Below are 24584 nucleotides of genomic sequence, written 5' to 3' on the forward strand. Positions count from 1 at the left end.
CACCCTAGGCCCAGTGATCAGCGCGACGCTGGCAGATGGTGACCTCAAGATCGAAGACGCGTGCCGCGACGGCATAGCCGGCCGAGGTCACCATCGCCAGTCGCACAGTACCCCGGCGCTCGAAGTCGAGGCAGGCAGCTGGCGCAACCGTGACGCGATTAAGGAAGTTCTCGTCGCGATTGAGGAAGTTCTCGTCCCGGTCCACGAGATTGGCGCGAGCCACTATAGCTTCGTGCGCGTCCGATACTCGGAGGCGGCAGCGGCGCTCGCAAGCCTCGGCGGTGCGGATCAGGTGTCACTGAACAGTACGGCCGTACGGGAGTTGCTCGAGCAGGATCTTGAGGCCCTGCGAGCGGCGGACCTCTTCCTACTCGTGCTGCCTGCGGGGCAAGCCGCCCACATGGAGGCGGGAATTGCGTTCGGCCTCAGCAAGCCCTGGCAGGTTCGGGCTCATTATCGCTCCCCGTCGGGTGCGGCGTTCAACACGGCGTGGAACAGGTAGTAGGCCCGCACGGCAAAGTGAAACGTGAACTCCCATGGAGCGGTTGCCGGGTCGGCGAGGAAGGATTGCACGTCTTCCACACTGGTCCGCGTCAGGAGAGCGATGTTCTCGTGACTTAGCTCGAATTGAGCGGACAGTGTCTCGATGATCGCGCGGAGGCGCTCATAATCGCCGATCTCTGCTCCCCAAGTCAGCTGCCCGGCGAGAGTGGACACCCGCCGGATCTCATCTTCCGAGAATTCGCTTGCAGCCGTTGAGAGGCCCGGCTGGAGATCCAAGAGCCTTTGCAGGCGGCCTGGCGCGATGCCAGTGATTGCTGCAAGAGCTCCCATGGAGATGCACCCGTCCGCAACGAGCCGCCGCAGTTCGTGCCCGACGTCCATTGCCTGCACTGTCACGACGATGATCCTCCTGGTCGATTGCTCGGTGTGGTTATGGGGGCGGCGAGGATGGCCCGTCTCGGCGTCGCCGGCTTGAGCAGCAAGACCATGCCGAACATAGCCGCAGCTGAGCTTGCGAGCCATACAAATGTCGCGGGCCAGTTGCTGTTGACGACGGTCTGTGGGCCGACCCGATCGTCGGGCGAGTCATAGGTGCAATTGACGCCGAGAGGGAACCATGTTCGCTCTCCCGTGGTGACGGTCGATTCGAAGTAGGGCCCTCCGGCATCCGGGCGCGGAGCGGACCTAGTGCATTGGATCGCAGGCGCTTCCTTGCCATCGAGCGTCACGCCGACCACTAGAGCGCTCAGCGCAAGGACTCCGAACGCCAACGCTAAAACCAATCCCAGCAATCGTCGGAGTATCGGCCTCATCGTCTCAACAGTAGCTTTCGCAGCGAGCATGAGCGCCTGAAGACCGGTCGAAGTCGTGCACGATGAGCGATGGGCGAGCGGCCCTCCCGAACGCCGTCGGCCGCTCGGTAGCGTGGCGGTATGGACTTCCTCTTCCTCGGCGCCACCCTTGTCTTCGTGCTCGCGACCATCAGCATCACAGGCGCACTGCGAACGATCCGGGACGCAGCAGTGCGGACAGCAGCCGCGACCGAGTCCCTATTGGAGCTGGAGCGTTCGCGGGAGGCGACACGCCCCTGAGGCGGTCGGCAATCGGCATTCGCGCGGTGGCGGCGATCGACATCGCCGGGAAGGGTGCCTCTGATGCACTTTGGCCAGGTCGCCCCGTCATCGTGGACGACCTTCTACGGTGGATGGGTGAGCGAAGTTCTTCTCAGCGGCCAGCTCGTCTGCAAGAACCACGATGAGGCACGAATCGTCACCGTTCATCTGCCTGAGCACATCGAACGTACTCGAGCCGAGACCGGGTGTGTCCCCCCGTATCAGGTGTCCGTATCTTGTCAGCCGGTCGCAGAGTGGCGCCGGGCGAACTCGATGCGGATGTGCTGCAGTGCGTCACGAGGGACGACCGCGGTAAGGACCGTGTCGCTTGAGAGCTCTGCCCCGATGGCGTACACGAACGGATCGGTGTCGATTTCCAGTGCTGGCATCTCGACACCTTCGACCGTGACGACCGCATCCCGGTTGACAGTCTTCTCGGTGAGCGGCGAGATGAAGCGGTCGATGCCCATGTCACCCAGCCCGAGTTCTTCGCGGAACTGGTTCATCAGGATGTGATCGGCGTGGTCGATGAGCAGGCGCGTCGGGGTAGAGAACTCGGATGCGTCTCGCGTCCACGTGGTCCGCACGGCTTCCCACAGCATCGGGTATCGCCTCCGTTCGGCCATCTCGATCAACCAGGCCGGCCGGGGTTGCGGAGCCGGCTCGTCGAGAGCGCGGCGAGTCGGTTCGTCGAGTTCGGCGAGGTTCACCGGGTCGGATCGATCACCGGGATTGCGCCACAGCGTGTAGTTGATGCTCACCGACAGCTGAGAGAGCCCCGTCATTCCGTGCTGTGACATGGTGTTCTCCATCTCGGCATCCTCGAGGGTCGGCTGTGGCACGAACCCGATGATGGGGACGGGCATGAGCTTCACCTTCTCCGCCTGTGCAACACGCGGGTCGGGAGCATCTTCCGGAAGGAAACCCCCGAAGTGCATCGGCGCAGTCCCCATCAGCTCCACCAATCCGACGCTCGGAACCCACCGGGCTCATGAGCTGCATCGTGCTGACCACCCGCACCGTGCGATGCCGCGGCAGTTCCTCTCATGCTGAACCTCCGATCGGACGCCACGACGAGAGAGCTCGCCACGTGCGGGCGTCGAACGTGAAATAACTCCCCATGCCGGGTTGGTCGAGGTCTCGATTGATCGGCGTCGCGCTTGAGGCTGGCCAGCAAGAGCCCGCCCACGCCGCCGTGCGCAATGAACGCGATGGTCTCATCCCCCGCCAGGTCGGTTTGTCTTCGCACGGCGCTCTCGATTCGGCGCTGTGCGTCGATCGCGCGCTCCCAGCCGCGAACCGACTCATGTGGGCGGTCGAAGAACGCGTCGACCGTCGACTGGAACTCGCGCGGTTCGAGGTACCCGGTCGCACTGCGGTCCAATTCGCCCAGGTCACCATCCACAGAGACGTCGACTCCCCACGCCCGAGCGACAATACCGGCGGTATCCAGTGCTTTCCCCTCCGAGCTGCTGACGACCCGCGTGAAGCCGGACTGCACGTTCGGAACACGTGCAGCGCGTGCTCTTCCCGCTGGCGACAGGGCCCAGTCCTCGATCCGGGCGGTCGGGTCGATGAGCACTTCCGGATGAGTGATGACCGAGCACCGCATCGGACGACAATACACAACCGGGCAACCGGTCGGCATCCCCTATCGGCGCTGCAGCCGCGACAGCTACCGGGTACCGAGCGAGCCGCTCCGGTTGTCGATGATGGCGTGTAGTGCCGTCCTGAACGCCGCTCGGTCGCGCGGGTCTATAGGAGAGAGGAACTCTCGGTCCATCTCCTCGCGAACGCTTCGGTCGCGGGCCAGCAGTTCGTGTCCGTCGGTCGTGAGCGAGACCACGTTCTTTCGGCGGTCCGTGGAGAGTGGGACGCGAGAGACCAGGCCGCGTTGTTCGAGAGTTTCGAGGAGTTGCGCCATCGTGGTGCGGTCTACACCCAGTTCGGCCGCGAGCTCCAGTTGGGAGCCGCCGACGACCTCCTGGATCTGGGCAAGGACTCCGCACTCCCGGGCGGTTGCACCGATGGCCTCATATTTCTCGGCCGCCAAACCCTCGTATGCCAGGTATGCGTGCTTGAGCAGGAAACCGATTCGATCGAGAGCCATGGCGCAATCTTACAGGCCTCCTGATCGTCAGCTAGAGTGACGACTGTGATTCTCGTAACCAGCGGCCTCGGCTTCATCGGCTCCCATCTCACCCACGCCCTCCTCGAGGGCGGGCACCACGTCCTTGCCACTACGCACAGCCGCCGGCAACCCGTTTCCTTCCTGAGTGGGCGAGAGGGACTGACGGTCGCTCAACTTGACGTGCTCGATCAGGATCAGTGGGATGAGCTTGGATCACGTTTCCAGGTCGACGCCGTCGTGCACCTCGTCGCGACACATGGTGTCGGCGACCCGCTCGATGACCTGGCAGCGGACTTACGGGGTTTCGCCAACGCGATCCGCTTCGCGCGCAGCGCTAGCGTCAGCCGCCTCGTCTATGCAAGCTCGATCGGGGTCTATGCAGGAGTGGAACCGCCCTACCTCGAGGACATGCCACTGCCCCCGCTCGCGCCCCATGGGGTCGCGGCGGCGAAGAAGTCGCTCGAGCTCGCCGCAGACCTCGCTCGCAACAGCGGCGCTGTAGAGCTCGTCGGGCTGCGCATCGGAGGAGCGTGGGGCCCGCTGGGCAACCCCACCTCGCGCTTCATCGGACTGCCGCGGCTCCTGCACGCCGCCATTGCCGGTAAGCCGCTGCATCTGGACGCCGACGTGTCCTGCGACCTCATCTACATAGAGGACGCTGCACAGGCGATCGTTTCGGTGCTCACTACACCGAAGTTGAACCACTCGATATACAACATCGGCAGCGGATCTGTCGTCTCGGATCAGGAAGTCGCAGATGCCATCCGCCAGTTGATTCCCAGGGCGTCGCTGTCGATCTCGCCCGACGCACCCCGCTACCACGTCGGGCCGCTCAACATCGACAAGCTAGCCGCCGATACCGGGTTCACTCCCCGAATCACGACGCAAGACGGGCTCAAGACGTATACCGAGTGGCTGCGTACGGCAGCCCGCTGACCGGCCCGCATTGGCGCCGGTGCCGCTGTCGGCCGTGAGCGGCCGGGTCGCACTCACCGTCAGACGCGGCCGTGCCTCTTCGCGGTCAACCCGGAGATGATGACCTGTATCGCGAAGTCGCGGCGGCGGTGCTCGTCGGCTGCAGTGAGTGCAGGCGCAAGCCGCCTGACCCGGGGGAACCGCTCGGGATCGGCCGTCGCATAAGCGGCGAGAACGTCATTCTCCTGCCCGCTCGTACCCCTGCCTTCCCGGTGGCGCACGGTGCGTTCCACGGCCGTGGCAACGGCGAACTGGGCGATGAGGTCGATCGCGAGCGCCGCATCCTCATCGCTGATACCACCGGCCTCCATGAGCGCCAGTTCGTGCTCGGCCAAGCGCAACGCACCGGGCAAGGTCGGGACTGTGCCGAGCGCGACGACGCCGATGCCGGGATGGGACTCCAGGGCGTGGATCGTATTCACGATCGTGGCCGACAGCGCCGCTTCCCAACCCCCAGCTGCGACCTCGACGAGCTCGACAGTGCCATAGACCTCGTCGAGCGCGTGCTCCAACAGTGCGTCCCGGCTGGCGAAGTAGGCGTAGAGCGAGGCCGGACCCGTGTTCACCGCCGCAGCGACATCGCGGAGCGTCACAGCGTCGACACTCCGCTCCCGGATCAGCGCCAATGCCGCGTCGAGAATCGATCGCCGCGACAGCGGCGCCTTCGCGGGGCGGCCGCGACGAGAAACCGGCTCGGGGAACTGCATCCTCTCACTATAGCGAATTGACACGAACAGCGTTTTTGACGAACAATGTTCGCGAACGATGTTCGTGAATACGTGTCCGAGGAGGATTCATGTCGGTGCGGGTGGTCGGTGCAAGTGGTTCAGTGGGCAGTCGGGTCGTCGCCGGCCTCCTGGAACGCGGAGAACGCGTCCGGGGAACGAGCCGTGACCCGCAGAAGGTGAGGCTTCCGGACGAGGTCGAGGTGGTGCGCGCCGACCTCGACGACCCGACATCCTTCGCGTCCGCGCTGAACGGGGTGGATCGCGTGTTCCTCTATGCCGACCTCGATGAGCCCGACCCGTTGATCGCCCAGTTGACGCGCTCAGGGACACAGCACGTGGTGTTGCTGTCTTCCTCGGCTGTGACGTTCCCCGGCGCAGAGGAGGACTTCAACGGATCCCGATTCTTGCGTGTCGAGCGAGCCATCGAGGCATCCGGACTGGGTTTCACTTCCTTCGAGCGGGCGGATTCGCCAGTAACGCTGCCCGCTGGAGTTGGAGCGTGAAGGGACAGAGCGCGGTGGCGCTGCCGTATCCGGACGCAGTTCAGGCGCCCATCCATGAGGCAGACATCGCCGACGTCGCGGTGGCGGCGCTCACCGGGGACACGCTACTGAACGCGAAGCCCGTGCTCACCGGTCCGGAGCGGTTGAGCCTCCGTGAACAAGTGGCGACGATCGGCGCCGTGATCGGTCGTGAGCTCTCCGTCATCGAGCAGAGCGAAGCGGAATCGGCCGCGATGCTCTCTCAGTACGTACCAGAGGTCTGGGTTCGTCAAATCATCACGGACTGGCGTGAGGCGGTTGGCGCCACGCCGGATATCTCGGATGAATACACCCGGATCACGGATCGGCCGTCCCGCACGTTCCGGGAATGGGTCATCGACCACGCCGACCTCTTCCGCTGAGATTCCGGGCGGCCGGGAAAGCCGATCGCGGCATTATCGACCTGCTCACTCAGAGCCAATCGGACACGTCGGTCATCGATCGTCTTCCGTGATCGGTGGCCGCAAGCGTGCGGATGGTGATGTCGACATTGTTGTCGCCGACGGTTTCGCGCCAGCTCCCTACCAGCTTCGTCAAGATCCGTCCGGACTCGGCCAACATCGCGTTTCCGCGCGCGGTGGGTTCCAGGCGCCGCTCACGTCGGTCGTGAGGATTGATCTCGCTGCGCAGCAGACCGAGCGCGCCGAGGGCCTGGGCGGTCTTTGCAGCCGCCTGCTTGGAGACACCGAGCCGTTTGGCGAGTTCGGTCGCCGTGCATCCCCTGCCCACCGCCTGCATGGCCATTCCGTGGATGGCCCGCACATCGCCGAACCCCCGCTCGGCCAGGCGGCGATGCAACTCGTCGATCAACCCTCGGAAGCTCGCCAGAAGCAGAAAAGGAACCACGTTGTCAGGCAGGTCGTCTTCCACGAAGCCACTCTATCTTGACGGTCAACGTCATTGACCATTATCGTCAACCTTATTGACCGATTGGAGCGACATGCTTCTGACGAAGCCAGACGATGCAGAAGAATTCACCGTGCACGGCGTCCTATTCCGTTCATACGCGCGCTCGGCAACCGGCGCCAGCACACTCGGGGCATGGCAGGCGACCTTTCCTCCGAATACGCCCGGCGTTCCGCACCGCATGTCGGTCGAGGAGGTGTTCCGCGTTCTGTCCGGCAGAGTGCAGGCGGAAATCGGCGACGAGCGTGCCGAATTGCTTCCCGGCGACGCCGTCACCATTCCGGCAGGATCCCGCTTCCGCGTCAGCAACGAGACCGACGAACCCGCGACCGCTTGGATCATCACCCCACTCGGAATGACATTCACCCTCGAAGGGACCACGGATACGGTCCGTCCGCCATGGGCCCAGTGACCGCTGGGCGTTGCCCACGTCCTTTCGGACGCACGACGCCCCTATCGTCCGCCGAGCGACGCGAAGAGACCAGTCACCGGAGCAGGGGCCGAAGCCGATCTTCCGTCACAGGGAACGACACCGTGTAGAAGATCTGGGTTGCGTTCATATCGCCCCAATCATCCTTCTTCACACGAACCGCAGACGGCGATACCTCGGCGATCCGCACCCGCAGCCAGGAGCCGTCATCCAGCCGCAACTCGTGCGGGTCGGCAAGATAAGCCAACCCGAGTTCGTCGAGAGTCTCTTCCGCGAGCAGCCAGTCCACGACGCCCGTCCGCGGACGGCCCAACACATCGATCGCGACGAACCCCGAATCCACGGGCTTCATCCAGCCCACTCGCTCTCCATCGTCTGGGCGTCGATGTTCGATCCAGTCCTCTTCCACGTCTCAACAGTAGCGATCGCTGTTCGAAGCTCGCCCCCGGGCGATCTCGTTCCGCGAGTGCACGGGGGAGGCCCGGGACCCGACGGTCCCGGGCCTCCCCCGTGGATGCTCGACCTCAGACGAGGCTGCGCAGCACGTACTGCAGGATGCCGCCGTTGCGGTAGTAGTCGGCCTCACCGGGGGTGTCGATCCGGACCACCGCGTCGAACTCGACGGCCTTCTTGCCCGCGGGCGACTGCTCGCTCGGCTCGGCCACGACGTGCACGGTCTTCGGCGTGACGCCCTCGTTCAGCTGCTCGAGGCCGCTGATCGAGAACACCTCGGTGCCGTCGAGTCCCAGCGAGTCGGCTGACTCGCCGGCCGGGAACTGCAGCGGGACCACGCCCATGCCGATCAGGTTCGACCGGTGGATGCGCTCGAAGCTCTCCGTGATGACGGCGCGCACACCGAGGAGGCTGGTGCCCTTCGCCGCCCAGTCGCGCGACGACCCGGAGCCGTACTCCTTGCCGCCCAGGATGACGAGCGGGGTGCCCTGCGCCTGGTAGTTCTCCGAGGCGTCGTAGATGAACGACTGCGGGGCGTCGGGCTGGGTGAAGTCGCGGGTGTAGCCGCCCTCCACGCCGTCCAGCAGCTGGTTGCGCAGACGGATGTTCGCGAACGTTCCGCGGATCATCACCTCGTGGTTGCCGCGGCGCGAGCCGTAGGAGTTGAAGTCCTTGCGCTCGATGCCGTGCTCGGTCAGGTACCGGCCGGCCGGGGTGTCCGCCTTGATGGAGCCGGCGGGCGAGATGTGGTCGGTGGTGACCGAGTCGCCCAGCTTCGCGAGCACGCGGGCCCCGACGATGTCGGTGACCGGCGTCGTGTCGAGGGTCATGCCCTCGAAGTACGGGGGCTTACGGACGTAGGTGGACTTCTCGTCCCACTCGAAGATGGAGCCGGTCGGCGTGGGCAGCGACTTCCACCGCTCGTCGCCTTCGAACACGGACGCGTACTGGTGGACGAACATCCCCTCGTTGATCGACGAGTCGATGGTCTCCTGCACCTCTGCTGCGTCGGGCCAGATGTCCTTGAGGAAGACGTCGTTGCCGTCGGAGTCGGTGCCCAGCGGGTCGACCTCGAAGTCGAAGTTCATCGAACCGGCGAGCGCGTACGCGATGACCAGCGGCGGGCTCGCCAGGTAGTTCATCTTCACGTCGGGGTTGATACGGCCCTCGAAGTTCCGGTTGCCCGAGAGCACCGCCGTGACGGCGAGGTCGTTGTCGTTGACCGCCTGCGAGATCTCGTCGAGCAGCGGGCCCGAGTTGCCGATGCAGGTGGTGCAGCCGTAGCCGACCGTGTAGAAGCCGAGGGCCTCCAGGTCTTTCGTCAGTCCGGCCTTCTCGTAGTAGTCGGTGACGACCTTGGAGCCCGGGGCCAGCGTGGTCTTGACCCACGGCTTCGCCTTGAGGCCCTTCTTCGCCGCGTTGCGCGCCAGGAGGCCGGCGGCGAGCATGACCGACGGGTTGGAGGTGTTGGTGCACGAGGTGATCGCCGCGATGGCGACCGCGCCGTGGTCGAGGACGAAGCCCTCGCCGTTCTCCGCCAGCGTGACCGGGGTCGGGTTGGAGGCGACCTTCGGAGCGTGGCTGTGGTGGGTGTGCACGTGAGTGCTGTTCGAGTCCTCCGGCGAGAGCTCGCCGGGGTCGGAGGCCGGGAACGACTCGGAGATGGTCAGGTCGACCAGGTCGTGCGAGACGTCGGCGTAGTCGACGAGGTCCTTCTCGAACTGCTCCTTGGCGTGGTCGAGCTCGATGCGGTCCTGCGGGCGCTTCGGGCCGGCGATCGACGGCACGACCGTGGACAGGTCGAGCTCCAGGTACTCGCTGTACACGGGCTCGATGGACGCGTCGTGCCACAGGCTCTGCGCCTTCGAGTACTCCTCGACCAGCTGCACCTGCTCCTCGCTGCGGCCGGTGAGGCGCAGGTAGTCGAGGGTGACGTCGTCGATGGGGAACATGGCGGCAGTGGAGCCGAACTCCGGGCTCATGTTGCCGATAGTGGCGCGGTTGGCGAGCGGGACCTCGGCGACACCGGCGCCGTAGAACTCCACGAACTTGCCGACGACGCCGTGCTTGCGCAGCATCTGCGTGATGGTCAGCACCACGTCGGTCGCGGTCACACCGGTCGGGATGGCGCCGGTCAGCTTGAAGCCGACGACCTTCGGGATGAGCATCGAGACAGGCTGGCCGAGCATGGCCGCCTCGGCCTCGATGCCGCCGACGCCCCACCCGAGCACGCCCAGGCCGTTGACCATGGTGGTGTGCGAGTCGGTGCCGACGCAGGTGTCCGGATAGGCGAGAAGCTCGCCATCGATCTCGCGCGTCATGGTCACGCGGGCCAGGTACTCGATGTTGACCTGGTGGACGATGCCGGTTCCCGGCGGGACGACCTTGAAGTCGTCGAAGGCAGTCTGACCCCAGCGGAGGAACTGGTAGCGCTCACCGTTGCGCTCGTACTCGAGGTCGGTGTTCCGCTCCAGAGCGTCGGGCTGGCCGAACAGGTCGGCGATGACGGAGTGGTCGATGACCATCTCGGCCGGCGCGAGCGGGTTGATCTTCTTCGGGTCGCCGCCGAGGGCGGAGACGGCCTCGCGCATGGTGGCGAGGTCGACGATGCACGGGACGCCGGTGAAGTCCTGCATGATCACCCGGGCGGGCGTGTACTGGATCTCGGTGTTCGGCTCTGCCGCCGGGTCCCACTCCCCCAGAGCACGGATGTGCTCTGCGGTGATGTTCGCGCCGTCCTCGGTGCGGAGCAGGTTCTCGAGCAGCACCTTGAGGCTGAACGGAAGCCGCTCGTAGCCCTCCACGGTGTCGATCCCGAAGATCGTGTAGTCGCGCGATCCGACCGTCAGGGTCTTCTTCGCACCGAAGCTGTTCACTGCAGACACAATGGCCTCTCCTTCATTGGCAGGCGATGTTCACGCACGCCTCGTCCATCCTCGTCGTCCGTCGAAGCGCCTTTCCAGCAAGGTAAGCCTAAATGAGCACCAGGGGAAAGTATCTTGACGTCGAGATAAATCTACCACGTTCACTGCCTGTCGAAGACCAGGGCGCGCCGCTTCGCGAAGCGGTAGAACAGCTCGATTCCCGCCGCCCCCACCGCACCGACCGCGACCCCCCAGGCGAGTGAGGCATCCAGCCGCACGTGCATCTCGAAGAACGAGGAGGTGAACGGGATGACGCACACCAGCACGAAGGCCGCGGCGACCGCGGCGAGCAGCAGCCAGCGGATGCCCGTCAGCGGCCTCGTCAGCACGCACAGGATCCACAACGAGACGCAGAACAGGGCGACCGTCGTGACGCTCCTCGCCTCGTGCAGCGGGATGCTGCGATACAGCGGCGCATACGCCACGATCGCGGTCACGCCGGCGATCAGGCCGGTCGGCACCGAGTACTTGAGGATGCGCCCGAGCACGCCGGGCGTGTAGATCCGCTTGTTCGGCGCCAGCGCCAGGAAGAACGCCGGGATGCCGATGGCGAGCGATGACACGAGGGTCAGCTGGCGCGGCAGGAACGGGAACGGCCAGAGCAGCACCGCGCTCACCAGGGCCAGCAGGATGCCGTAGGTCGTCTTCGCCAGGAAGATGTTGGAGACCCGCTCGACGTTCGCGATGACGCGACGCCCGGAGGCCAGGACGTCGGGCAGCCGGTCGAACCGGTCGTCGAGCAGCACCACCTTCGAGACCGCCTTGGTCGCGGCCGTACCACTGCCCATCGCGATCCCGAGGTCTGAGTCCTTCACCGCCATGGCATCGTTGACGCCGTCGCCGGTCATCGCGACGGTCCGGCCGCGGTCCTTGAGCAGCCGGACGGCGGTGCGCTTCTGGTCGGGGCTGACGCGACCCAGCACGGCGGCGCGATCCAGCGCCTCCGCGAGCTCGTCGTCGGTGGTGAGGGTGGACGCGTCGATCGCCTCGCCCTCCAGCTGCAGCTCGCGTGCGATGGCCGCCACGGTGACGGGGTTGTCGCCGGACATGACGACGACACGCACCGACTGGTCGCGGAAGTAGGCGAGTGCCGCGCTCGCCTCCGGTCGCAGCGTCTCAGCGAGCAGGACGAGCAGCGCCGGTTCGACACGCGTACCGGTGAGCGGCGTGTGCAACTCGGCGGGCAGCGGGTCGACCGCGCGCGCGAGCGCGAGCGTGCGGAGACCCGTCGCCGCGAGTTCCATCGCGCGCGCCGACTCCTCCGGATGCCCGTCCAGCACACGCTCGGGCGCTCCGAGCACCCAGCCGCTCTCCTCACCCTCGACGGTCATGACGAGACCGCTGTACTTGGTCACCGAGCTGAACGGGATGCGGCGCGTCACGCGGAAACGGTCGCTCCGGAATCGCGAACCGAGGATGCCGGAGGTCGCGTTGCCCGCCTCGTCCGACCCGAACGCGGCGAGCGCCGTCTCGGCGAGTTCCGCCTCCACCCGGTCGCCCAGAGCTTCGGTGCCGTGCAACGAGAGCTCACCCGTCGTGAGCGTCCCGGTCTTGTCGAGGCACAGCACGTCGACACGGGCGAGCACTTCGACGGCGGCGAGCTCCTGCACCAGCACCTTGCGGGTCGCGAGCTGGATCGCGGCCACCCCGAAGGCCAGGCTCGTCAGCAGCACCAGCCCCTCCGGGATCATGCCGACCACGGCCGCGACAGCGTCGACGAGCGCCCGGCGCCAGTGATCGTCGTGGAAGAGGTCCGCGAAGCCGCCGTAGGTCAGCACTCGGCCGACCAGCGTCACGATGATCAGCGGCCCGAGGATCCACGAGAGGTAGACGAGGATGCGGTTGGTCGCCTCGCGCAACTCCGAGCGGACCAGGGAGTGCTTGCGGATCTCGCTGGTGAGCTTGCTGGCGTAGGAGTCGGCGCCGACGGCGGTCACCACGGCGAGACCGGTTCCGGTGACGACGTGCGACCCGGAGAGCAGCGGCGCTCCGTCGTCTTTGAACATCGGGTCGGACTCGCCGGTCAGCATCGATTCGTCGAGCGACAGGCCGGTGCTCTCGACCACCACGGCGTCTGCGGGCACCTGGTCGCCCGGGCGCAGGACGAGGAGGTCGTCGAGCACGACGTCTTCGAGTGCCACGGTCGTCACCTCGCCGTCGCGGCGCACCCGGCTGTGCGGGGCGGCGAGCAGCGCGGCCCGGTCGAGGACCCGCTTGGCGCGATACTCCTGCACGATCCCGATCAGCGCGTTGACGACCACGATGCCGAAGAAGAAGCCGTCACGGAGGTCGCCGAGCAGCAGCACCGCGACGAAGCAGGCGGTGAGGATGCCGTTGAACAGCGTCAAGATGTTCTCGCGCAGGATGTCGCCGAGCGACCGCGAGCTGGGCTGGGTCTGCGTGTTGGCGCGACCCGCGGCGACGCGTTCGGCGACCTGTGCGGTGGTCAGCCCCTCCTGCGTACCCGCGTCCAGCATCCGTCCCCCTCCGTCGCCTCGCGCGATCGTTCTACTTGGTAGGACGCGCCGCCGCGCCCTTCGTGACGGGTTTCTGCGGGAACTGGCCCTTCACGACGAACCAGGTCACGAGCAGCAGCGGCGCGTACAACGGGACGCCCATCAGAAGCTTCGTCAGCGCGAGCGCGCTCGTCGCGGCGTCGGTGTGCGCCAGGTAGAGCGGCACCTGCACGACCAGCCGGGCAGCGAAGAGCAGGAACCACAGGAACGTCAGCGCCTGCATGACCCGGAACTTCCGCTTGTCGCGACGCCAGGCGACACCGTCGCCCATCAGGTACCCGGCGGCCAGGCCGATCACCGGCCAGCGGACCAGGATCGAGATCAGGATGCCGGCAGCGTAGGCGGCATTGGTCCAGATCCCGAGCAGGAAGTTGTCTTCACCGCGCCCGGTGATGAGCGCCAGGATCGCCGAGATGCCGACGCCGATCAGCCCGGCCATCGCCTGGGTGACCGGAGTCTTCCCGATGACGCGCACCACCGTGAACACGACTGCCACGGCGACCGAGCTGACGATCGAGACGGGCACGTTCTGCGTGAACGTGAAGAGCACGAGGAAGACCAGCCCGGGCAGGATCGTCTCGCACAGCCCGCGGATGCCGCCGAGCGCGCCGAGGAGCGCTGCTCCCGTCGAGGTGTCCGTCTCGGCGAGCTGCCCCAGTCCGGACCGGCGTGCGGCCGCCGCGATGCTCTCGCCGAGCGCGGGAGCGGGTGCCGGGCTCGCCCCGTCCGACGGCGCCTCAGTGTGCGCCCCGGTGTGCGCGTCCGGCGCTTCCGCCCCCGGACGGTCCTGATCGGTCATGGCGGCGCCCTAAAGAGAGGAGTAGTCGTTCTCTGTGCCCGCAGTGGGTGCGGCGGGCATCCGGAGCGGGATGAGGTCGCGCGGCGGCATCGGCACCGTCCCGCGGACGACCACGATGCTCCGGAACAGGTCCTCGACGAGGGCAGCAGCCTCGGGCTGCACCGCAGCGTCTCCCGCGATGACACCGCGGAGGAACCAACGCGGGCCGTCCACGCCGACGAACCGTGCGACGCGCGTCTCCACCGGACCGCCCTGCGGGGCGGCGACCGGGATCTCGGCGACGAGCTCCGGCCCGAAGGCGCCGTCGCGCTCGGTGACCCGGCCGCCCTGACGCTGGATCTGGTCGGTGATCTGGTCGCGGATCTCGTGCCAGAGCCCGGACGAGCGTGGGGCCGCGAACGGCTGCACCTGGAGGGTGGATCCGGCGTAGTCGAGGCCGACGGCGACGACCCGCTGGGTCTCCTCCTCGACCTCCAGGCGCAGGTGCAGGCCCTCGCGCGGGAGGATCTTCACTCCCCCGAGGTCGACGTAGGGGCGGACCGGGTTGGCCTCGCTCTCGTCGAGCGGCCCCTCGGTCGCACGGTCCTCCGGAGCCGACTTCTCGAACTCCGGGGCGTCGCCCTGCTGCTCGAGTTCGACGCCCTCGTCGGACCCGCGCGGGGTGTCGCTGATGTCGCTCACGCGTGTTCTCCTGCCTCGGTCACGGTGTACCCGGACGAGCCGAAGCCCGCTGTGCCGCGGTGGCTGTCCGGGAGGGTGTCGACGGGGATGAACCGGGCACGCGTGACCGGCATGACGATCAGCTGGGCGATCCGGTCGCCGACGGCGATATCGTACGGCATCGACCTGTCCGTGTTGAGGAGGGTCACCCGGATCTCGCCGCGGTACCCCGCATCCACCGTGCCGGGCGCGTTGACGATGGTCAGGCCGTGCCGCATGGCGAGACCGCTGCGTGGGACCACGAAGCCCGCGTACCCCTCGGGCAGGGCGATGGAGACCCCGGTCGGCATCGTGAAGCGCTCCCCCGGTCCCAGCACGGCGGCCTCGGCCGCGCACAGGTCGGCCCCGGCGTCATCCGGGTGGGCGTAGGTGGGAGGGAACGAGGCGATGATCGGGACGTCGACGGTATCGGTCACGTGTCGAGGGTAGTGCAGAAGTCTGATCGAATAGAGGTCATGGACCTGTACCGAGAGCGACTGTGGGCGACCCCCTGGCTGTTCATCTCCACCCTGCTCGTGATCCCCGCCATCATGCTCGTCTTCGCACCGATCAACTTCGCCGTGGGAGTGGTGCTGGCGATCGTCGTCTACGCCGCGTGGGCGATCTTCCTCGTCGTGACGGCGCCGGTGATCCGGGTGACCGAGGACGAGCTGGTCGCCGGGCACGCCCGCATCCCGCTCGGTCTCGTCGGCGCGCCCACCGCGTACCAGGGCGACGACGCCACGCAGGAGCGCGGTCGCCGGCTCGACGCCCGCGCCTGGCTGCTCATCCGCGGCTGGATCAAACCCGTCGTGAAGGTCCCGCTCCTCGACCTGGACGACCCGGCGCCCTACTGGCTGCTCTCAACAAGAAACCCGGACCAGCTGGTCCGGGTTCTCGGTGAGGCTCGACCCGCCTCCTAGGCGGTGTCGTCGGGAGGGCGTCGCGTCAGGCGGCGCACTCCACGCAGATCGGTCCGAGCTTGGTGTCGTGATCGATCTGCGAGCGGTGCTTCACCAGGAAGCAGTTCACGCAGGTGAACTCGTCCGCCTGGGGAGGCAGCACGACGACGTCGAGATCGAGGTCAGAGAGATCGGCACCGGGGAGCTCGTAGCCGCCGGGATTGTCGGCGTCCTCGACGTCGACGACACCCGACATCTTGTCCGGGACACGCTCCTTGAGGGCCTCGATCGACTCGGAGTCGTCCTCGGTCTTCCGCGGTGCGTCGTAATCCGTTGCCATGCCCATCCACTTCTCGTCGTAACGGCCGATTCTCGCAATCGGCGGCCATAGTTTGCATCAATCACCCCCGAATAGCAAAACCGCTCGGGGGCTTCTCAGCGATTGCTCGGTGTGCAACTTCCGGCACGCCCGTTGTATTCCCCGGATTGCCTTGTTCCGCGTGCGATCCTGGGGCGGTACGAACGAGCTCGGAAGGCAGTCCACATGCAGGATCTGAAGGTCATCGGGGTCGAGAACGGCGCACTCGTCGCCGTCGGCGACGACGGTGAGCGTTTCCGCATCGCCGTCGACGAAACGCTGCAGTCGAAAGTCAGGCAGGTGCGCCAGGAGGCGCCCGCCGACGCCCCCAAACTCTCTCCGCGCGAAGTCCAGGCGCACATCCGCTCCGGCATGTCCGCAGAGGACGTCGCGGCGGTCACCGGCGCCCCGCTGGAGTACGTCCAGCGCTTCGAGGGACCGATCCTCGCCGAGCGCGAGCACATCGTCGCCAGCGCCCTCAGCGTGCCCGTGCACACCACCGATGCCGTCGACCCGCTGGGCGAGGCCGAGACCTTCGGTTCGGTCATCCGCGACCGGCTCGCGTCGCTCGGCGTGTCCGGTGAGCGCTGGGCGAGCTGGAAGGATAGCGAGACCGGCTGGATCGTGAAGCTCGAGTTCACGGCCGACACGATCGACCACGACGCCCGCTGGTCCTACGACGCCCGCAAGCACGGACTCGCCCCCCTCAATTCGGAAGCGACCACGCTGTCGCAGGCGGGCGAGCTGCGCGGAGGCGCTCTGATCCCGCGGCTGCGCGCCGTGCTGCCCCACGAGGGCGAGCCGGACAGCTCCCGCTTCGACAGCGGTGCCTTCACCTTCCCCGCTCCGACGCCCGACCTGCTCGGCCCGGAGATCACGGCGCCCATCGAGCCGCTGACCCAGACCCGCGCACCCGGCGCCAACAACTCCATCCAGGTGTCGGCCATCAAGCGCGCCGACGACGGAGCGCCCCGCGACCTGCACCAGACGGCCGACCTGCTGGAGGCGTTGCGGCGCCGCCGGGGCGAGCGCGAGGCCGCCACATACGACGACCGGCCGTCCGCCGAGGATCCGATCCCCGTCGAGCCGCCCGCCACTCCGGCTGCTCCCACGTCGCCGTTCCGTGTCGTCGACGAGCGCCCTCCGGTCTCCGAGCAGCCGCCGCTCCCCCTCGACGTTCCGGCGCCCCCCGCGTCGCAGAACGACTCCGGCCCGCAGCCCTCCGGCCGCAAGAAGGGCCGCACCGCGATGCCGAGCTGGGACGAGATCGTCTTCGGCGCGCGCACCGACGACGACCTGGCCTAACCCCCTCCGCTCTCTCCCATTTCGTCGAAGTGCACCTTGTTGCGCACCCATACGGCGTGTCGCACGCAACAACGCGCACCTCGACGAAGCGGGATGGGACGGGGACGGCGGGGACGGCGGGGACGGCGGGGATGGAGGCTACGCGGCGGCGCCGAAACGGAGCAGCGGGACCCGCGTCTCCTCGGCGGTGAGCGAACCGTGCTGGCCGACCATGTTGCGGCCGGTGCGCTGCGGATCCCGGCCGTCGTAGTAGGCGATGCGTTTACGCGCGGCGACCAGCACGTCGCCGATGCGCGGGACGACCTCCGCGTCGACCGCCGGGCCGAACCAGCCGGCCTCGATGGCCTCCGCGCGCGTGGCGACCCAGGAGCGGTCGCCCTCGGCGGCGCGCCAGCGCTCGGCCACATCCGTCGGCGAGGCATCCTGGGCCGTGTAGAGGTGCAGCAGCCGCGGCTCGCCCGCGATGTCGGCCACGCCCTCCAGAAGTTCGGGCGCGGTGTCGTACAGGATATGGCCGCTCTCCGGCACGTCGACGACGCCGTGGTCGGCGGTCAGCAGGGCGCCGCGTCCCGGTCCGAGCCGGCGGGCGAGGGAGGCGACCTGGGCGTCGAGCGTCTCCAGTGCGGCCGTCCAGTCGGCCGACTCCCACCCGCGGGCATGCGCGAGCTGATCGAGCTCCGCCACGTACAGGTATGTCAGCCCCGGACCCGCCGCCACGACGTCGGCGGCCACGGCGAACCGGCCCTCCAGGGACTGAACGCCGACGAACTCCGCCCCGCGCAGCACGGCCGCCGTGAAACCGGACCCCGCGAACTTCGGCAGACCGATCGCGCGGGCAGGGATGCCCTGCTCGACCGCGCGCTCGAAGACCGTGCGCGACCGCTGCCAGGTCGCCGGATCCATCCGCGCATCCCAGCCGGACAGCTGGTTCGTCAGCCGGCCGGCGGCATCCCGCACCCGGTAGCCGACCAGCCCGTGCGTGCCGGGCGTCGTCCCGGTGGTCAACGTCGCCAGCGCGGCGGCCGTCGTCGTCGGGAAGCCCGCATCGATCGTCGTGGTCTTGCCGAGCATCGGCGCGAGCGTGCGTGCATGGCCGGCGCGGGCCCGCAACGACGCGGCGCCCAAACCGTCGACGACGATCACGACGAGGTGCTCCAGGCGCGGGAGGCCGAGGTCGTTCTCCGCGCCGCCGAGAGCCGCCAGCGAACTCGGCAGAACCGTGGCGAGGCTCGCTCGGCTGGTGAACGCGGCCGGTAGCATGGGGGGCATCCGGCCCAGTCTGGCACAGGCCGCGCACGACCGGATGAGCCGCCCCCGCGCTCCACCCGAGCCGCGCTTCACCCGACGCACGCGCTCCACCCGAGCCCCGACCTGCACAGAATGCACGAATGACACCAGCAGACGACCAGCCCGCCGCCGCGACGACGGAACGCATCGAAGACGTCGACGTCACGACCGAGATGCAGGGCTCCTTCCTCGAGTACGCCTACTCGGTGATCTACTCCCGCGCCCTCCCGGATGCTCGCGACGGCCTGAAGCCGGTGCAGCGCCGCATCCTGTACATGATGACTGAGATGGGTCTGCGGCCAGACAGAGGTCACGTCAAGTCGGCCCGCGTCACCGGCGAGGTGATGGGAAAGCTGCACCCGCACGGTGACAGCGCCATCTACGACGCGCTCGTGCGGATGGCGCAGGACTTCACCCTCCGCGTTCCGCTGGTCGACGGGCACGGCAACTTCGGCTCCCTCGACGACGGCCCCGCCGCCGCCCGCTACACCGAGGCGCGCCTCGCGGCGGCCGCGCTCGCCATGACGGAGGACCTCGACGAGGACGTCGTCGACTTCGTTCCCAACTACGACAACCAGTTGATGCAGCCCGATGTGCTGCCGGCGGCCTTCCCCAACCTCCTGGTGAACGGCGCGAGCGGCATCGCGGTCGGCATGGCCACCAACATGGCGCCGCACAACCTCATCGAGGTCGTCGGCGCCGCCCGCCACCTGCTCGCCAACCCGGACGCCACCCTCGACGACCTGATGGAGTACGTGCCCGGCCCCGACCTTCCGGGCGGCGGGACCATCGCCGGGCTCGCCGGCGTACGCGACGCGTACGCGACCGGGCGCGGCAGTTTCCGGATGCGGGCGAAGGTCACGGTGGAGTCGATCACTGCGCGCAAGAGCGGCCTCGTCGTCACGGAGCTCCCGTACCTCGTCGGCCCCGAGAAGGTCATCGAGAAGATCAAGGACGGCGTCAACGCCAAGAAGCTGAACGGCATCTCCGACGTCACCGACCTCTCGGACCGCCAGAACGGCCTCCGGCTCGTCATCGGCCTCAAGACCGGGTTCAGCCCGGAGGCCGTGCTCGAGCAGCTCTACCGGTACACGCCGCTGGAGGAGGGCTTCGCGATCAACAACGTCGCCCTCGTCGCGGGCGGCCCGCAGACCCTCGGCCTGCGCGAGCTCCTCCAGGTCTACCTCGACCACCGCGTCAGCGTGGTCACCCGGCGGTCGCAGTTCCGTCTCGCCCGGCGGCAGGAGCGGCTGCACCTCGTCGAGGGCCTGCTCATCGCCATCCTCGACATCGACGAGGTCATCCAGGTCATCCGCACCTCCGACGACACGGAGCAGGCGCGCGGACGGCTCATGCAGGTGTTCGACCTGAGCACGCTGCAGGCCGACTACATCCTCGAGCTGCGGCTGCGGCGGCTGACCAAGTTCAGCCGCATCGAGCTGGAGACCGAGCGCGACCAGCTGCGCGCAGAGATCGCCGAGCTGGAGGCGCTGCTCGCGTCGCAGCAGCGCATCCACGACCTGGTATCGGACGAGATGGAGCAGGTCGCCGCCCGCTTCGGGACCCCGCGTCGCACACTGCTGACCGAGGCGAAGCCCTCCATCGCGGGGGCCTCGCGCAGCAAGGCCGCGACCGTGCAACTCGAGGTCGCCGACGTGCCGACGCGCGTCTACCTCTCGACGACCGGGCGCATCCTGCGGGTGGATGCCGTCGTGGGCGCCGCCGACGGCGAGGGCGGGCTGGACCGCATCCAGCCACCGGCCCGCCGCAGCAAGCACGACGCGATCCTGTCGCAGCTCGACACGACCAGCCGCAGCGAGATCGGCGCCGTGACGAATCGTGGCCGGCTGATCCGCTTCTCCCCCGTCGACCTCCCGGGCGTGCCGGCGAACTCCATCCAGCTCGGCGCCGGCGTGAAGATCGGCGACTACCTCGCCCTCGCCGACAAGAAGGAGCGCATCCTCGCGATCGTCGGCCTCGACTCGGAGCGCACGATCGCGCTCGGGACGAAGCAGGGCGTGGTCAAGCGCGTCACCGCGGGCGACTGGGCGAACAAGCCGGAGTTCGAGGTCATCGGGCTGAAGGCCGGCGACGAGGTCGTCGGCGCGACGACGGTGACGGACGAGGACGAGCTGGTGTTCGTGTCCAGCGACGCGCAGCTGCTGCGCTTCGCGGCCTCCAGCGTGCGGCCGCAAGGACGCGCGGCCGGCGGCATGGCGGGCATCAACCTCGGCTCAGGCGCTCGGGTGATCTACTTCGGCGCTGTCGCCGCGGGTGAGGCGGAGGAGGCGGTCGTCGCGACGATCGCAGCCAGCGACGCCACGCTGCCCGGCGCGGACCCGGGGACCGCCAAGGTGAGCGACTTCTCCGAGTTCCCGGCGAAGGGGCGCGCCACCGGCGGCGTGCGCGCGCAGCGGTTCCTGAAGGGCGAGAGCGAGCTCGTGCTGGCGTGGGCCGGCCGCGGACCGGCGCTGGCCGTCGCGCCCGACGGCGTCGCGCGCACCCTCCCCGAGGGCGGTTCGCGTCGCGACGGCTCCGGCACCCCGCTCGACACCGTCGTCGGCTCCATCGGCCGCCGCATCGCCTGACCTGCTTCGCCCCGCCCCCGCCCCCGCCGCCGCCGTCGAGTCCTCAAAAACTGCACGCGACACGCCGTGCGGCCGTGCACTTTGTGAGGACTCGACGGTGGGGGCGAACCCCGCAGGCGCGGGTCAGGCGTCGATGCGGGCGCGACTGAGGTCGTCGGCGCCGGCGATGATGAACTCCTTGCGCGGGGCGACGTCGTTGCCCATCAGGAGCTCGAACACCCGGTTCGCCGCCTCGGCGTCGGGGACGCGCACCCGGCGCAGCGTGCGGTGGGCGCGATCCATCGTGGTGGTCGCCAGCTGGTCCGCATCCATCTCGCCGAGTCCCTTGTAACGCTGGATGGGCTCCTGGTACTTCTTTCCGCGCTTCTTCAGGTCCGAGAGCACCGCCTGCAGCTCGGCCTCCGAGTACGTGTAGATCGTCTCGTTGGGCTTCGACCCCGGGTTCACGACCACGACGCGGTGCAGCGGCGGGACGGCGGCGAACACGCGGCCCTCCTCGATCATCGGGCGCATGTACCGGAAGAACAGTGTCAGCAGCAGCGTGCGGATGTGCGCGCCGTCGACATCCGCGTCGGACATGATGATCACCTTGCCGTAGCGCGCCACCGACAGGTCGAAGCTGCGCCCCGAGCCCGCGCCGATGACCTGGATGATGGCCGCGCACTCGGCGTTCGACAGCATGTCCGAGATGGACGCCTTCTGCACGTTGAGGATCTTGCCCCGGATCGGCAGCAGCGCCTGGTACTCGCTGTCGCGGGCGCGGCGAGCCGTGCCGAGGGCCGAGTCGCCCTCCACGATGAACAGCTCGCTGTTGGCGACGTCGTTGGAGCGGCAGTCCACCAGCTTGGCCGGGAGGGAGGACGTCTCGAGCGCGTTCTTGCGACGCTGTGTCTCCTTGTGGGCGCGCGCGGAGATGCGCGACTTCATCTCGGCGACGACCTTGTCGAGTACGAGTGCCGACTGCGCCTTGTCATCGCGCTTCGACGACCCGAACCGCTCGGCCATCGCCTTCTGCACCACGTTGGCCACGATGGCGCGAACGGCGGGCGTGCCCAGGATCTCCTTGGTCTGACCCTCGAACTGCGGTTCCGGGAGGCGGACGGTGAGCACGGCGGTCAGCCCAGCCATCACGTCGTCCTTCTCGAGCTTGTCCGTTCCCGCCTTCAACCGCCGGGCGTTCAGCTCCACCTGCTGGCGCAGGAACTTCAGGAGGCCCTGGTCGAATCCCGCCTGGTGGCTGCCGCCCTTCGGCGTGGCGATGATGTTCACGAAGCTGCGCATGACGGTGTCGTACCCGGTCCCCCAGCGCAGCGCGATGTCGACCTGGCAGTCGCGCTTCAGCTCGGTCGGCACCATGGCGCCGGTGTCCGACAGCACCGGAACGGTCTCGGTGAACTGCCCCTCGCCGGTCAGTCGCCACGTCTCGGTGATCGGGCTGTCCGGCGCGAGGAAGTCGACGAATTCCGAGATCCCGCCCTCGTAGCGGAAGGTGGCCAGCCCGGCCGGCTCGGCGCCGGCAGCGCCCGGGCGCTTGTCGTCGATGGAGAGCGACAGCCCGGGGACCAGGAACGCCGTCTGCCGGGCGCGCCCGATCAGGTCGTCGGTGGAGAACTCCGCGCCCTTGGTGAAGATCTGGCGGTCGGCCCAGTAGCGGATGCGCGTACCGGTGACGTTCTTGCCGACCTTGCCGACGACGCGCAGCTCGCTGCCGCTGACGAACGGCGAGAACGGGCTGTCCGGGCTGGGAGCGCCCTTCTTGTCGTCGAAGATGCCGGGTTCGCCGCGGTGGAACGACATCGCCCAGGTCTTGCCGTCGCGGTCGACCTCGACGTCGAGGCGCTCCGAGAGCGCGTTGACGACCGACGCGCCGACGCCATGCAGGCCACCGGAGGCGGCGTACGAGCCACTGCCGAACTTGCCGCCCGCGTGCAGCTTGGTGAAGACGACCTCCACGCCGGAGAGTCCGGTCTTCGGCTCGATGTCGACGGGGATGCCGCGAGCACTGTCGCGCACCTCCACGCTGTCGTCGGCGTACAGGATGACCTCGATGCTGGAGCCGTGCCCGGCCAGCGCTTCGTCGACCGAGTTGTCGATGATCTCCCAGAGGCAGTGCATGAGACCCCGGGAGTCGGTGGAACCGATGTACATGCCGGGTCGTTTGCGGACGGCCTCCAGCCCCTCGAGCACCGAGAGGTGCCTGGCCGAATAGTCCGAACTCGCCACGAGCGCTCCTTGTGGATCGGTGCGCCCATCCCGCGGGCGCGCGTGCTCTCCCAGCGTACGTGGCCGACGGCGAACCATACGTCACGACACCCGTCGGGCCGGGAGGCTACGCGTTGAGCGAAATAGCAGGCGATACGCCACGACTTGCCGGGTATCCGTGGTTCTATAGACGTACCGAGTCCGGTTGCGACGGAAGGAGCATCACATGTCGACAGTAACCTCGGAGAACGGGGCCGTTGACGAGCTCGCATCGGGGCCGCAACTGACGGCCGCGGATCGTTGCGACAGCTGCGGAGCCCAGGCGTACATCCGGGTCGTCGTGAACAACGGCGAGCTGCTGTTCTGCGCTCACCACGGCAAGAAGCACCAGGAGAAGCTCTCCCAGATCGCCCACAGCTGGCACGACGAGACCGCCCGTCTCTTCGAAGAGCAGCGCGCGTAACGCGCAGCTCGCGAAGCGCGGGGCTGACCGGAGGATGGCGACCAGTACAGGTGTGCCCAGCAGAGGCGTGCGCCGACGCGCTCACATCGACCTCGACACCATCCGCCTGACGGCAGCCTCCACCGCTTCGCCGCTCCCCGACTGCACCGCCGATCTCCGCGCCGACGCGTACGGCCACGGGCTCATCCCCGTGGCACGTGCGCTGACGGATGCGGGGGTCGGCGGTTTTCTCGTCTCCCGGGTCGAAGACGCTGCGGCCATCGCCGACGAGGCCTGGCCCGTGCGCCTGGAGGTCGGAGCGGCAGAACCCGGGCGCACCCTTCTCGGTCCCGAACTCTTCGGCCTCGACCCCGCACGCCCCACGCCGCCGGCGATGCGCCTGGAGGGCGAGGTCATCGCCGTGAAGCAGGTCCCTGCCGACCGGGGCGTCTCTTACGGCTACACGTACCGCACCTCCCGCCCCACCACCCTGGTGCTGGTCGCGCTCGGCTACGCCGACGGCATCCTCCGGGTGGCGTCCAACAAGGCCCCCGTGAAGGTCGGGGACACCGTCGGGCGGATCACCGGCCGAATCGCCATGGACCAGTTCGTCGTCGACGTCGGCGATCCGGGAGCCCAGCCTGGCGATCCTGTCGTGCTCTTCGGCGACCCCGCGCTCGGCGAGCCGACCGTGCTCGACTGGGCCGACGCCCTCCGCGTCGCCGCGCCGGTCATCACCAGCCGCCTCGGCCGCCGCATCGAGAGGACTTACCCGTGAGGA

At 68.0% G+C, this 24584-nt stretch carries 26 protein-coding genes; 11 read left to right on the forward strand and 15 right to left on the reverse strand.

The window, feature by feature from the left end:
- The first annotated feature begins 13 nt into the window (after nt 1-13).
- Nucleotides 14-502, forward strand: coding sequence for a hypothetical protein (locus SB754_RS08885; protein WP_410781963.1), 489 nt, complete (start codon nt 14-16; stop codon nt 500-502).
- Here SB754_RS08885 and SB754_RS08890 read toward each other — a convergent pair.
- Entirely contained in the window at nt 454-900 is a 447-nt protein-coding gene (locus tag SB754_RS08890; protein ID WP_410781958.1) for an HTH domain-containing protein, read from the reverse strand. The genes SB754_RS08885 and SB754_RS08890 overlap by 49 nt on opposite strands.
- A gap of 536 nt (nt 901-1436) precedes the next feature.
- Here SB754_RS08890 and SB754_RS08895 point away from each other — a divergent pair.
- The gene (locus SB754_RS08895; protein WP_410781964.1) at nt 1437-1595 is read left to right on the forward strand and encodes a hypothetical protein; all 159 of its coding nucleotides are present in this window, start codon (nt 1437-1439) and stop codon (nt 1593-1595) included.
- 260 nt (nt 1596-1855) lie between these two features.
- Here SB754_RS08895 and SB754_RS08900 read toward each other — a convergent pair whose 3' ends face one another.
- The 3 genes from SB754_RS08900 to SB754_RS08910 form a co-directional block, all read right to left on the reverse strand.
- A complete protein-coding gene (locus SB754_RS08900) occupies nt 1856-2482 on the reverse strand; it encodes a hypothetical protein (protein WP_410781965.1) in 627 nt (208 codons plus the stop codon).
- A gap of 86 nt (nt 2483-2568) precedes the next feature.
- Nucleotides 2569-3228 (reverse strand): histidine phosphatase family protein, encoded by a 660-nt coding sequence (locus SB754_RS08905; RefSeq protein ID WP_410781966.1) that lies wholly within the window; start codon nt 3226-3228, stop codon nt 2569-2571.
- Between the two features lie 63 nt (nt 3229-3291).
- Entirely contained in the window at nt 3292-3726 is a 435-nt protein-coding gene (locus SB754_RS08910) for a MarR family winged helix-turn-helix transcriptional regulator (protein WP_410781967.1), read from the reverse strand.
- Between the two features lie 45 nt (nt 3727-3771).
- Here SB754_RS08910 and SB754_RS08915 point away from each other — a divergent pair, with 45 nt between their 5' ends.
- Nucleotides 3772-4683 (forward strand): NAD-dependent epimerase/dehydratase family protein, encoded by a 912-nt coding sequence (locus SB754_RS08915; RefSeq protein ID WP_410781968.1) that lies wholly within the window; start codon nt 3772-3774, stop codon nt 4681-4683.
- A gap of 59 nt (nt 4684-4742) precedes the next feature.
- On the opposite strand, the gene SB754_RS08920 is transcribed toward SB754_RS08915, so the two are convergent.
- Complete coding sequence (locus tag SB754_RS08920; RefSeq protein WP_410781969.1) at nt 4743-5429, reverse strand: TetR/AcrR family transcriptional regulator; 687 nt, start codon at nt 5427-5429, stop codon at nt 4743-4745.
- 89 nt (nt 5430-5518) lie between these two features.
- Here SB754_RS08920 and SB754_RS08925 point away from each other — a divergent pair, with 89 nt between their 5' ends.
- Nucleotides 5519-5953: an SDR family oxidoreductase gene (locus tag SB754_RS08925; protein ID WP_410781970.1), complete on the forward strand. Its 435-nt coding sequence runs from the start codon at nt 5519-5521 to the stop codon at nt 5951-5953.
- 14 nt (nt 5954-5967) lie between these two features.
- Nucleotides 5968-6354, forward strand: a complete 387-nt coding sequence (locus SB754_RS08930) for a hypothetical protein (protein WP_410781971.1) — start codon at nt 5968-5970, stop codon at nt 6352-6354.
- Between the two features lie 49 nt (nt 6355-6403).
- On the opposite strand, the gene SB754_RS08935 is transcribed toward SB754_RS08930, so the two are convergent.
- On the reverse strand, nt 6404-6862 hold the full coding sequence (locus SB754_RS08935) for a MarR family winged helix-turn-helix transcriptional regulator (RefSeq protein ID WP_410781972.1): 459 nt from the start codon (nt 6860-6862) through the stop codon (nt 6404-6406).
- Between the two features lie 70 nt (nt 6863-6932).
- On the opposite strand from SB754_RS08935, the gene SB754_RS08940 reads away from it, so the two are divergent.
- Complete coding sequence (locus SB754_RS08940; protein WP_410781973.1) at nt 6933-7310, forward strand: cupin domain-containing protein; 378 nt, start codon at nt 6933-6935, stop codon at nt 7308-7310.
- A 73-nt stretch (nt 7311-7383) separates the two neighbouring features.
- Here SB754_RS08940 and SB754_RS08945 read toward each other — a convergent pair whose 3' ends face one another.
- From SB754_RS08945 to dut, 6 genes are all read right to left on the reverse strand, one after another.
- Entirely contained in the window at nt 7384-7737 is a 354-nt protein-coding gene (locus SB754_RS08945; protein ID WP_410781974.1) for a hypothetical protein, read from the reverse strand.
- Between the two features lie 115 nt (nt 7738-7852).
- Nucleotides 7853-10666 carry an aconitate hydratase AcnA gene (gene acnA, locus SB754_RS08950; RefSeq protein ID WP_410781975.1) on the reverse strand — a complete coding sequence of 938 codons (2814 nt, stop codon included), beginning with the start codon at nt 10664-10666 and terminating at the stop codon, nt 7853-7855.
- A gap of 140 nt (nt 10667-10806) precedes the next feature.
- The gene (locus tag SB754_RS08955; RefSeq protein ID WP_410781976.1) at nt 10807-13182 is read right to left on the reverse strand and encodes an HAD-IC family P-type ATPase; all 2376 of its coding nucleotides are present in this window, start codon (nt 13180-13182) and stop codon (nt 10807-10809) included.
- Nucleotides 13183-13213: 31 nt separating this feature from the next.
- A complete protein-coding gene (locus tag SB754_RS08960; protein ID WP_410781977.1) occupies nt 13214-14020 on the reverse strand; it encodes a DUF3159 domain-containing protein in 807 nt (268 codons plus the stop codon).
- 9 nt (nt 14021-14029) lie between these two features.
- Nucleotides 14030-14701 (reverse strand): DUF3710 domain-containing protein, encoded by a 672-nt coding sequence (locus tag SB754_RS08965; RefSeq protein WP_410781978.1) that lies wholly within the window; start codon nt 14699-14701, stop codon nt 14030-14032.
- Nucleotides 14698-15156 (reverse strand): dUTP diphosphatase, encoded by a 459-nt coding sequence (gene dut, locus SB754_RS08970; RefSeq protein WP_410781979.1) that lies wholly within the window; start codon nt 15154-15156, stop codon nt 14698-14700. Before dut ends, SB754_RS08965 begins: the two co-directional genes overlap by 4 nt.
- A gap of 39 nt (nt 15157-15195) precedes the next feature.
- Here dut and SB754_RS08975 point away from each other — a divergent pair, with 39 nt between their 5' ends.
- A complete protein-coding gene (locus tag SB754_RS08975; RefSeq protein WP_410781980.1) occupies nt 15196-15642 on the forward strand; it encodes a DUF3093 domain-containing protein in 447 nt (148 codons plus the stop codon).
- 25 nt (nt 15643-15667) lie between these two features.
- Here SB754_RS08975 and SB754_RS08980 read toward each other — a convergent pair whose 3' ends face one another.
- The gene (locus SB754_RS08980) at nt 15668-15961 is read right to left on the reverse strand and encodes a DUF4193 domain-containing protein (RefSeq protein ID WP_285116440.1); all 294 of its coding nucleotides are present in this window, start codon (nt 15959-15961) and stop codon (nt 15668-15670) included.
- 204 nt (nt 15962-16165) lie between these two features.
- Here SB754_RS08980 and sepH point away from each other — a divergent pair, with 204 nt between their 5' ends.
- Nucleotides 16166-17284, forward strand: a complete 1119-nt coding sequence (sepH, locus tag SB754_RS08985; RefSeq protein WP_410781981.1) for a septation protein SepH — start codon at nt 16166-16168, stop codon at nt 17282-17284.
- Between the two features lie 138 nt (nt 17285-17422).
- Here sepH and SB754_RS08990 read toward each other — a convergent pair whose 3' ends face one another.
- The gene (locus SB754_RS08990; RefSeq protein WP_410783292.1) at nt 17423-18544 is read right to left on the reverse strand and encodes an alkaline phosphatase family protein; all 1122 of its coding nucleotides are present in this window, start codon (nt 18542-18544) and stop codon (nt 17423-17425) included.
- 128 nt (nt 18545-18672) lie between these two features.
- On the opposite strand from SB754_RS08990, the gene SB754_RS08995 reads away from it, so the two are divergent.
- A complete protein-coding gene (locus SB754_RS08995) occupies nt 18673-21159 on the forward strand; it encodes a DNA topoisomerase (ATP-hydrolyzing) subunit A (RefSeq protein ID WP_410781982.1) in 2487 nt (828 codons plus the stop codon).
- Between the two features lie 123 nt (nt 21160-21282).
- Here the strand turns inward: SB754_RS08995 and SB754_RS09000 are convergent, their stop codons facing one another.
- Nucleotides 21283-23382: a type IIA DNA topoisomerase subunit B gene (locus SB754_RS09000; RefSeq protein ID WP_410781983.1), complete on the reverse strand. Its 2100-nt coding sequence runs from the start codon at nt 23380-23382 to the stop codon at nt 21283-21285.
- A gap of 205 nt (nt 23383-23587) precedes the next feature.
- Between SB754_RS09000 and SB754_RS09005 the strand changes: the two genes are divergently transcribed.
- Nucleotides 23588-23824 carry a hypothetical protein gene (locus tag SB754_RS09005; RefSeq protein ID WP_121261337.1) on the forward strand — a complete coding sequence of 79 codons (237 nt, stop codon included), beginning with the start codon at nt 23588-23590 and terminating at the stop codon, nt 23822-23824.
- Nucleotides 23825-23891: 67 nt separating this feature from the next.
- Nucleotides 23892-24581, forward strand: a complete 690-nt coding sequence (locus SB754_RS09010) for an alanine racemase C-terminal domain-containing protein (protein ID WP_410781984.1) — start codon at nt 23892-23894, stop codon at nt 24579-24581.
- Nucleotides 24582-24584 lie beyond the last annotated feature (3 nt).

This window comes from Leifsonia sp. SIMBA_070, from assembly GCF_046534635.1.
Taxonomy (GTDB): Bacteria; Actinomycetota; Actinomycetes; order Actinomycetales; family Microbacteriaceae; genus Leifsonia.

Excerpts from the sequence above, each read along its gene's own strand:
- SB754_RS08895 (WP_410781964.1), top strand. The coding sequence starts at position 1,437 with ATGGACTTCCTCTTCCTCGGCGCCACCCTTGTCTTCGTGCTCGCGACC.
- SB754_RS08900 (WP_410781965.1), bottom strand. The coding sequence starts at position 2,482 with ATGCCCGTCCCCATCATCGGGTTCGTGCCACAGCCGACCCTCGAGGAT.
- SB754_RS08905 (WP_410781966.1), bottom strand. The coding sequence starts at position 3,228 with ATGCGGTGCTCGGTCATCACTCATCCGGAAGTGCTCATCGACCCGACC.
- SB754_RS08910 (WP_410781967.1), bottom strand. The coding sequence starts at position 3,726 with ATGGCTCTCGATCGAATCGGTTTCCTGCTCAAGCACGCATACCTGGCA.
- SB754_RS08920 (WP_410781969.1), bottom strand. The coding sequence starts at position 5,429 with ATGCAGTTCCCCGAGCCGGTTTCTCGTCGCGGCCGCCCCGCGAAGGCG.
- SB754_RS08925 (WP_410781970.1), top strand. The coding sequence starts at position 5,519 with ATGTCGGTGCGGGTGGTCGGTGCAAGTGGTTCAGTGGGCAGTCGGGTC.
- SB754_RS08940 (WP_410781973.1), top strand. The coding sequence starts at position 6,933 with ATGCTTCTGACGAAGCCAGACGATGCAGAAGAATTCACCGTGCACGGC.
- SB754_RS08955 (WP_410781976.1), bottom strand. The coding sequence starts at position 13,182 with ATGCTGGACGCGGGTACGCAGGAGGGGCTGACCACCGCACAGGTCGCC.
- SB754_RS08960 (WP_410781977.1), bottom strand. The coding sequence starts at position 14,020 with ATGACCGATCAGGACCGTCCGGGGGCGGAAGCGCCGGACGCGCACACC.
- SB754_RS08975 (WP_410781980.1), top strand. The coding sequence starts at position 15,196 with ATGGACCTGTACCGAGAGCGACTGTGGGCGACCCCCTGGCTGTTCATC.
- SB754_RS08980 (WP_285116440.1), bottom strand. The coding sequence starts at position 15,961 with ATGGCAACGGATTACGACGCACCGCGGAAGACCGAGGACGACTCCGAG.
- sepH (WP_410781981.1), top strand. The coding sequence starts at position 16,166 with ATGCAGGATCTGAAGGTCATCGGGGTCGAGAACGGCGCACTCGTCGCC.
- SB754_RS08990 (WP_410783292.1), bottom strand. The coding sequence starts at position 18,544 with ATGCTACCGGCCGCGTTCACCAGCCGAGCGAGCCTCGCCACGGTTCTG.
- SB754_RS08995 (WP_410781982.1), top strand. The coding sequence starts at position 18,673 with ATGACACCAGCAGACGACCAGCCCGCCGCCGCGACGACGGAACGCATC.
- SB754_RS09005 (WP_121261337.1), top strand. The coding sequence starts at position 23,588 with ATGTCGACAGTAACCTCGGAGAACGGGGCCGTTGACGAGCTCGCATCG.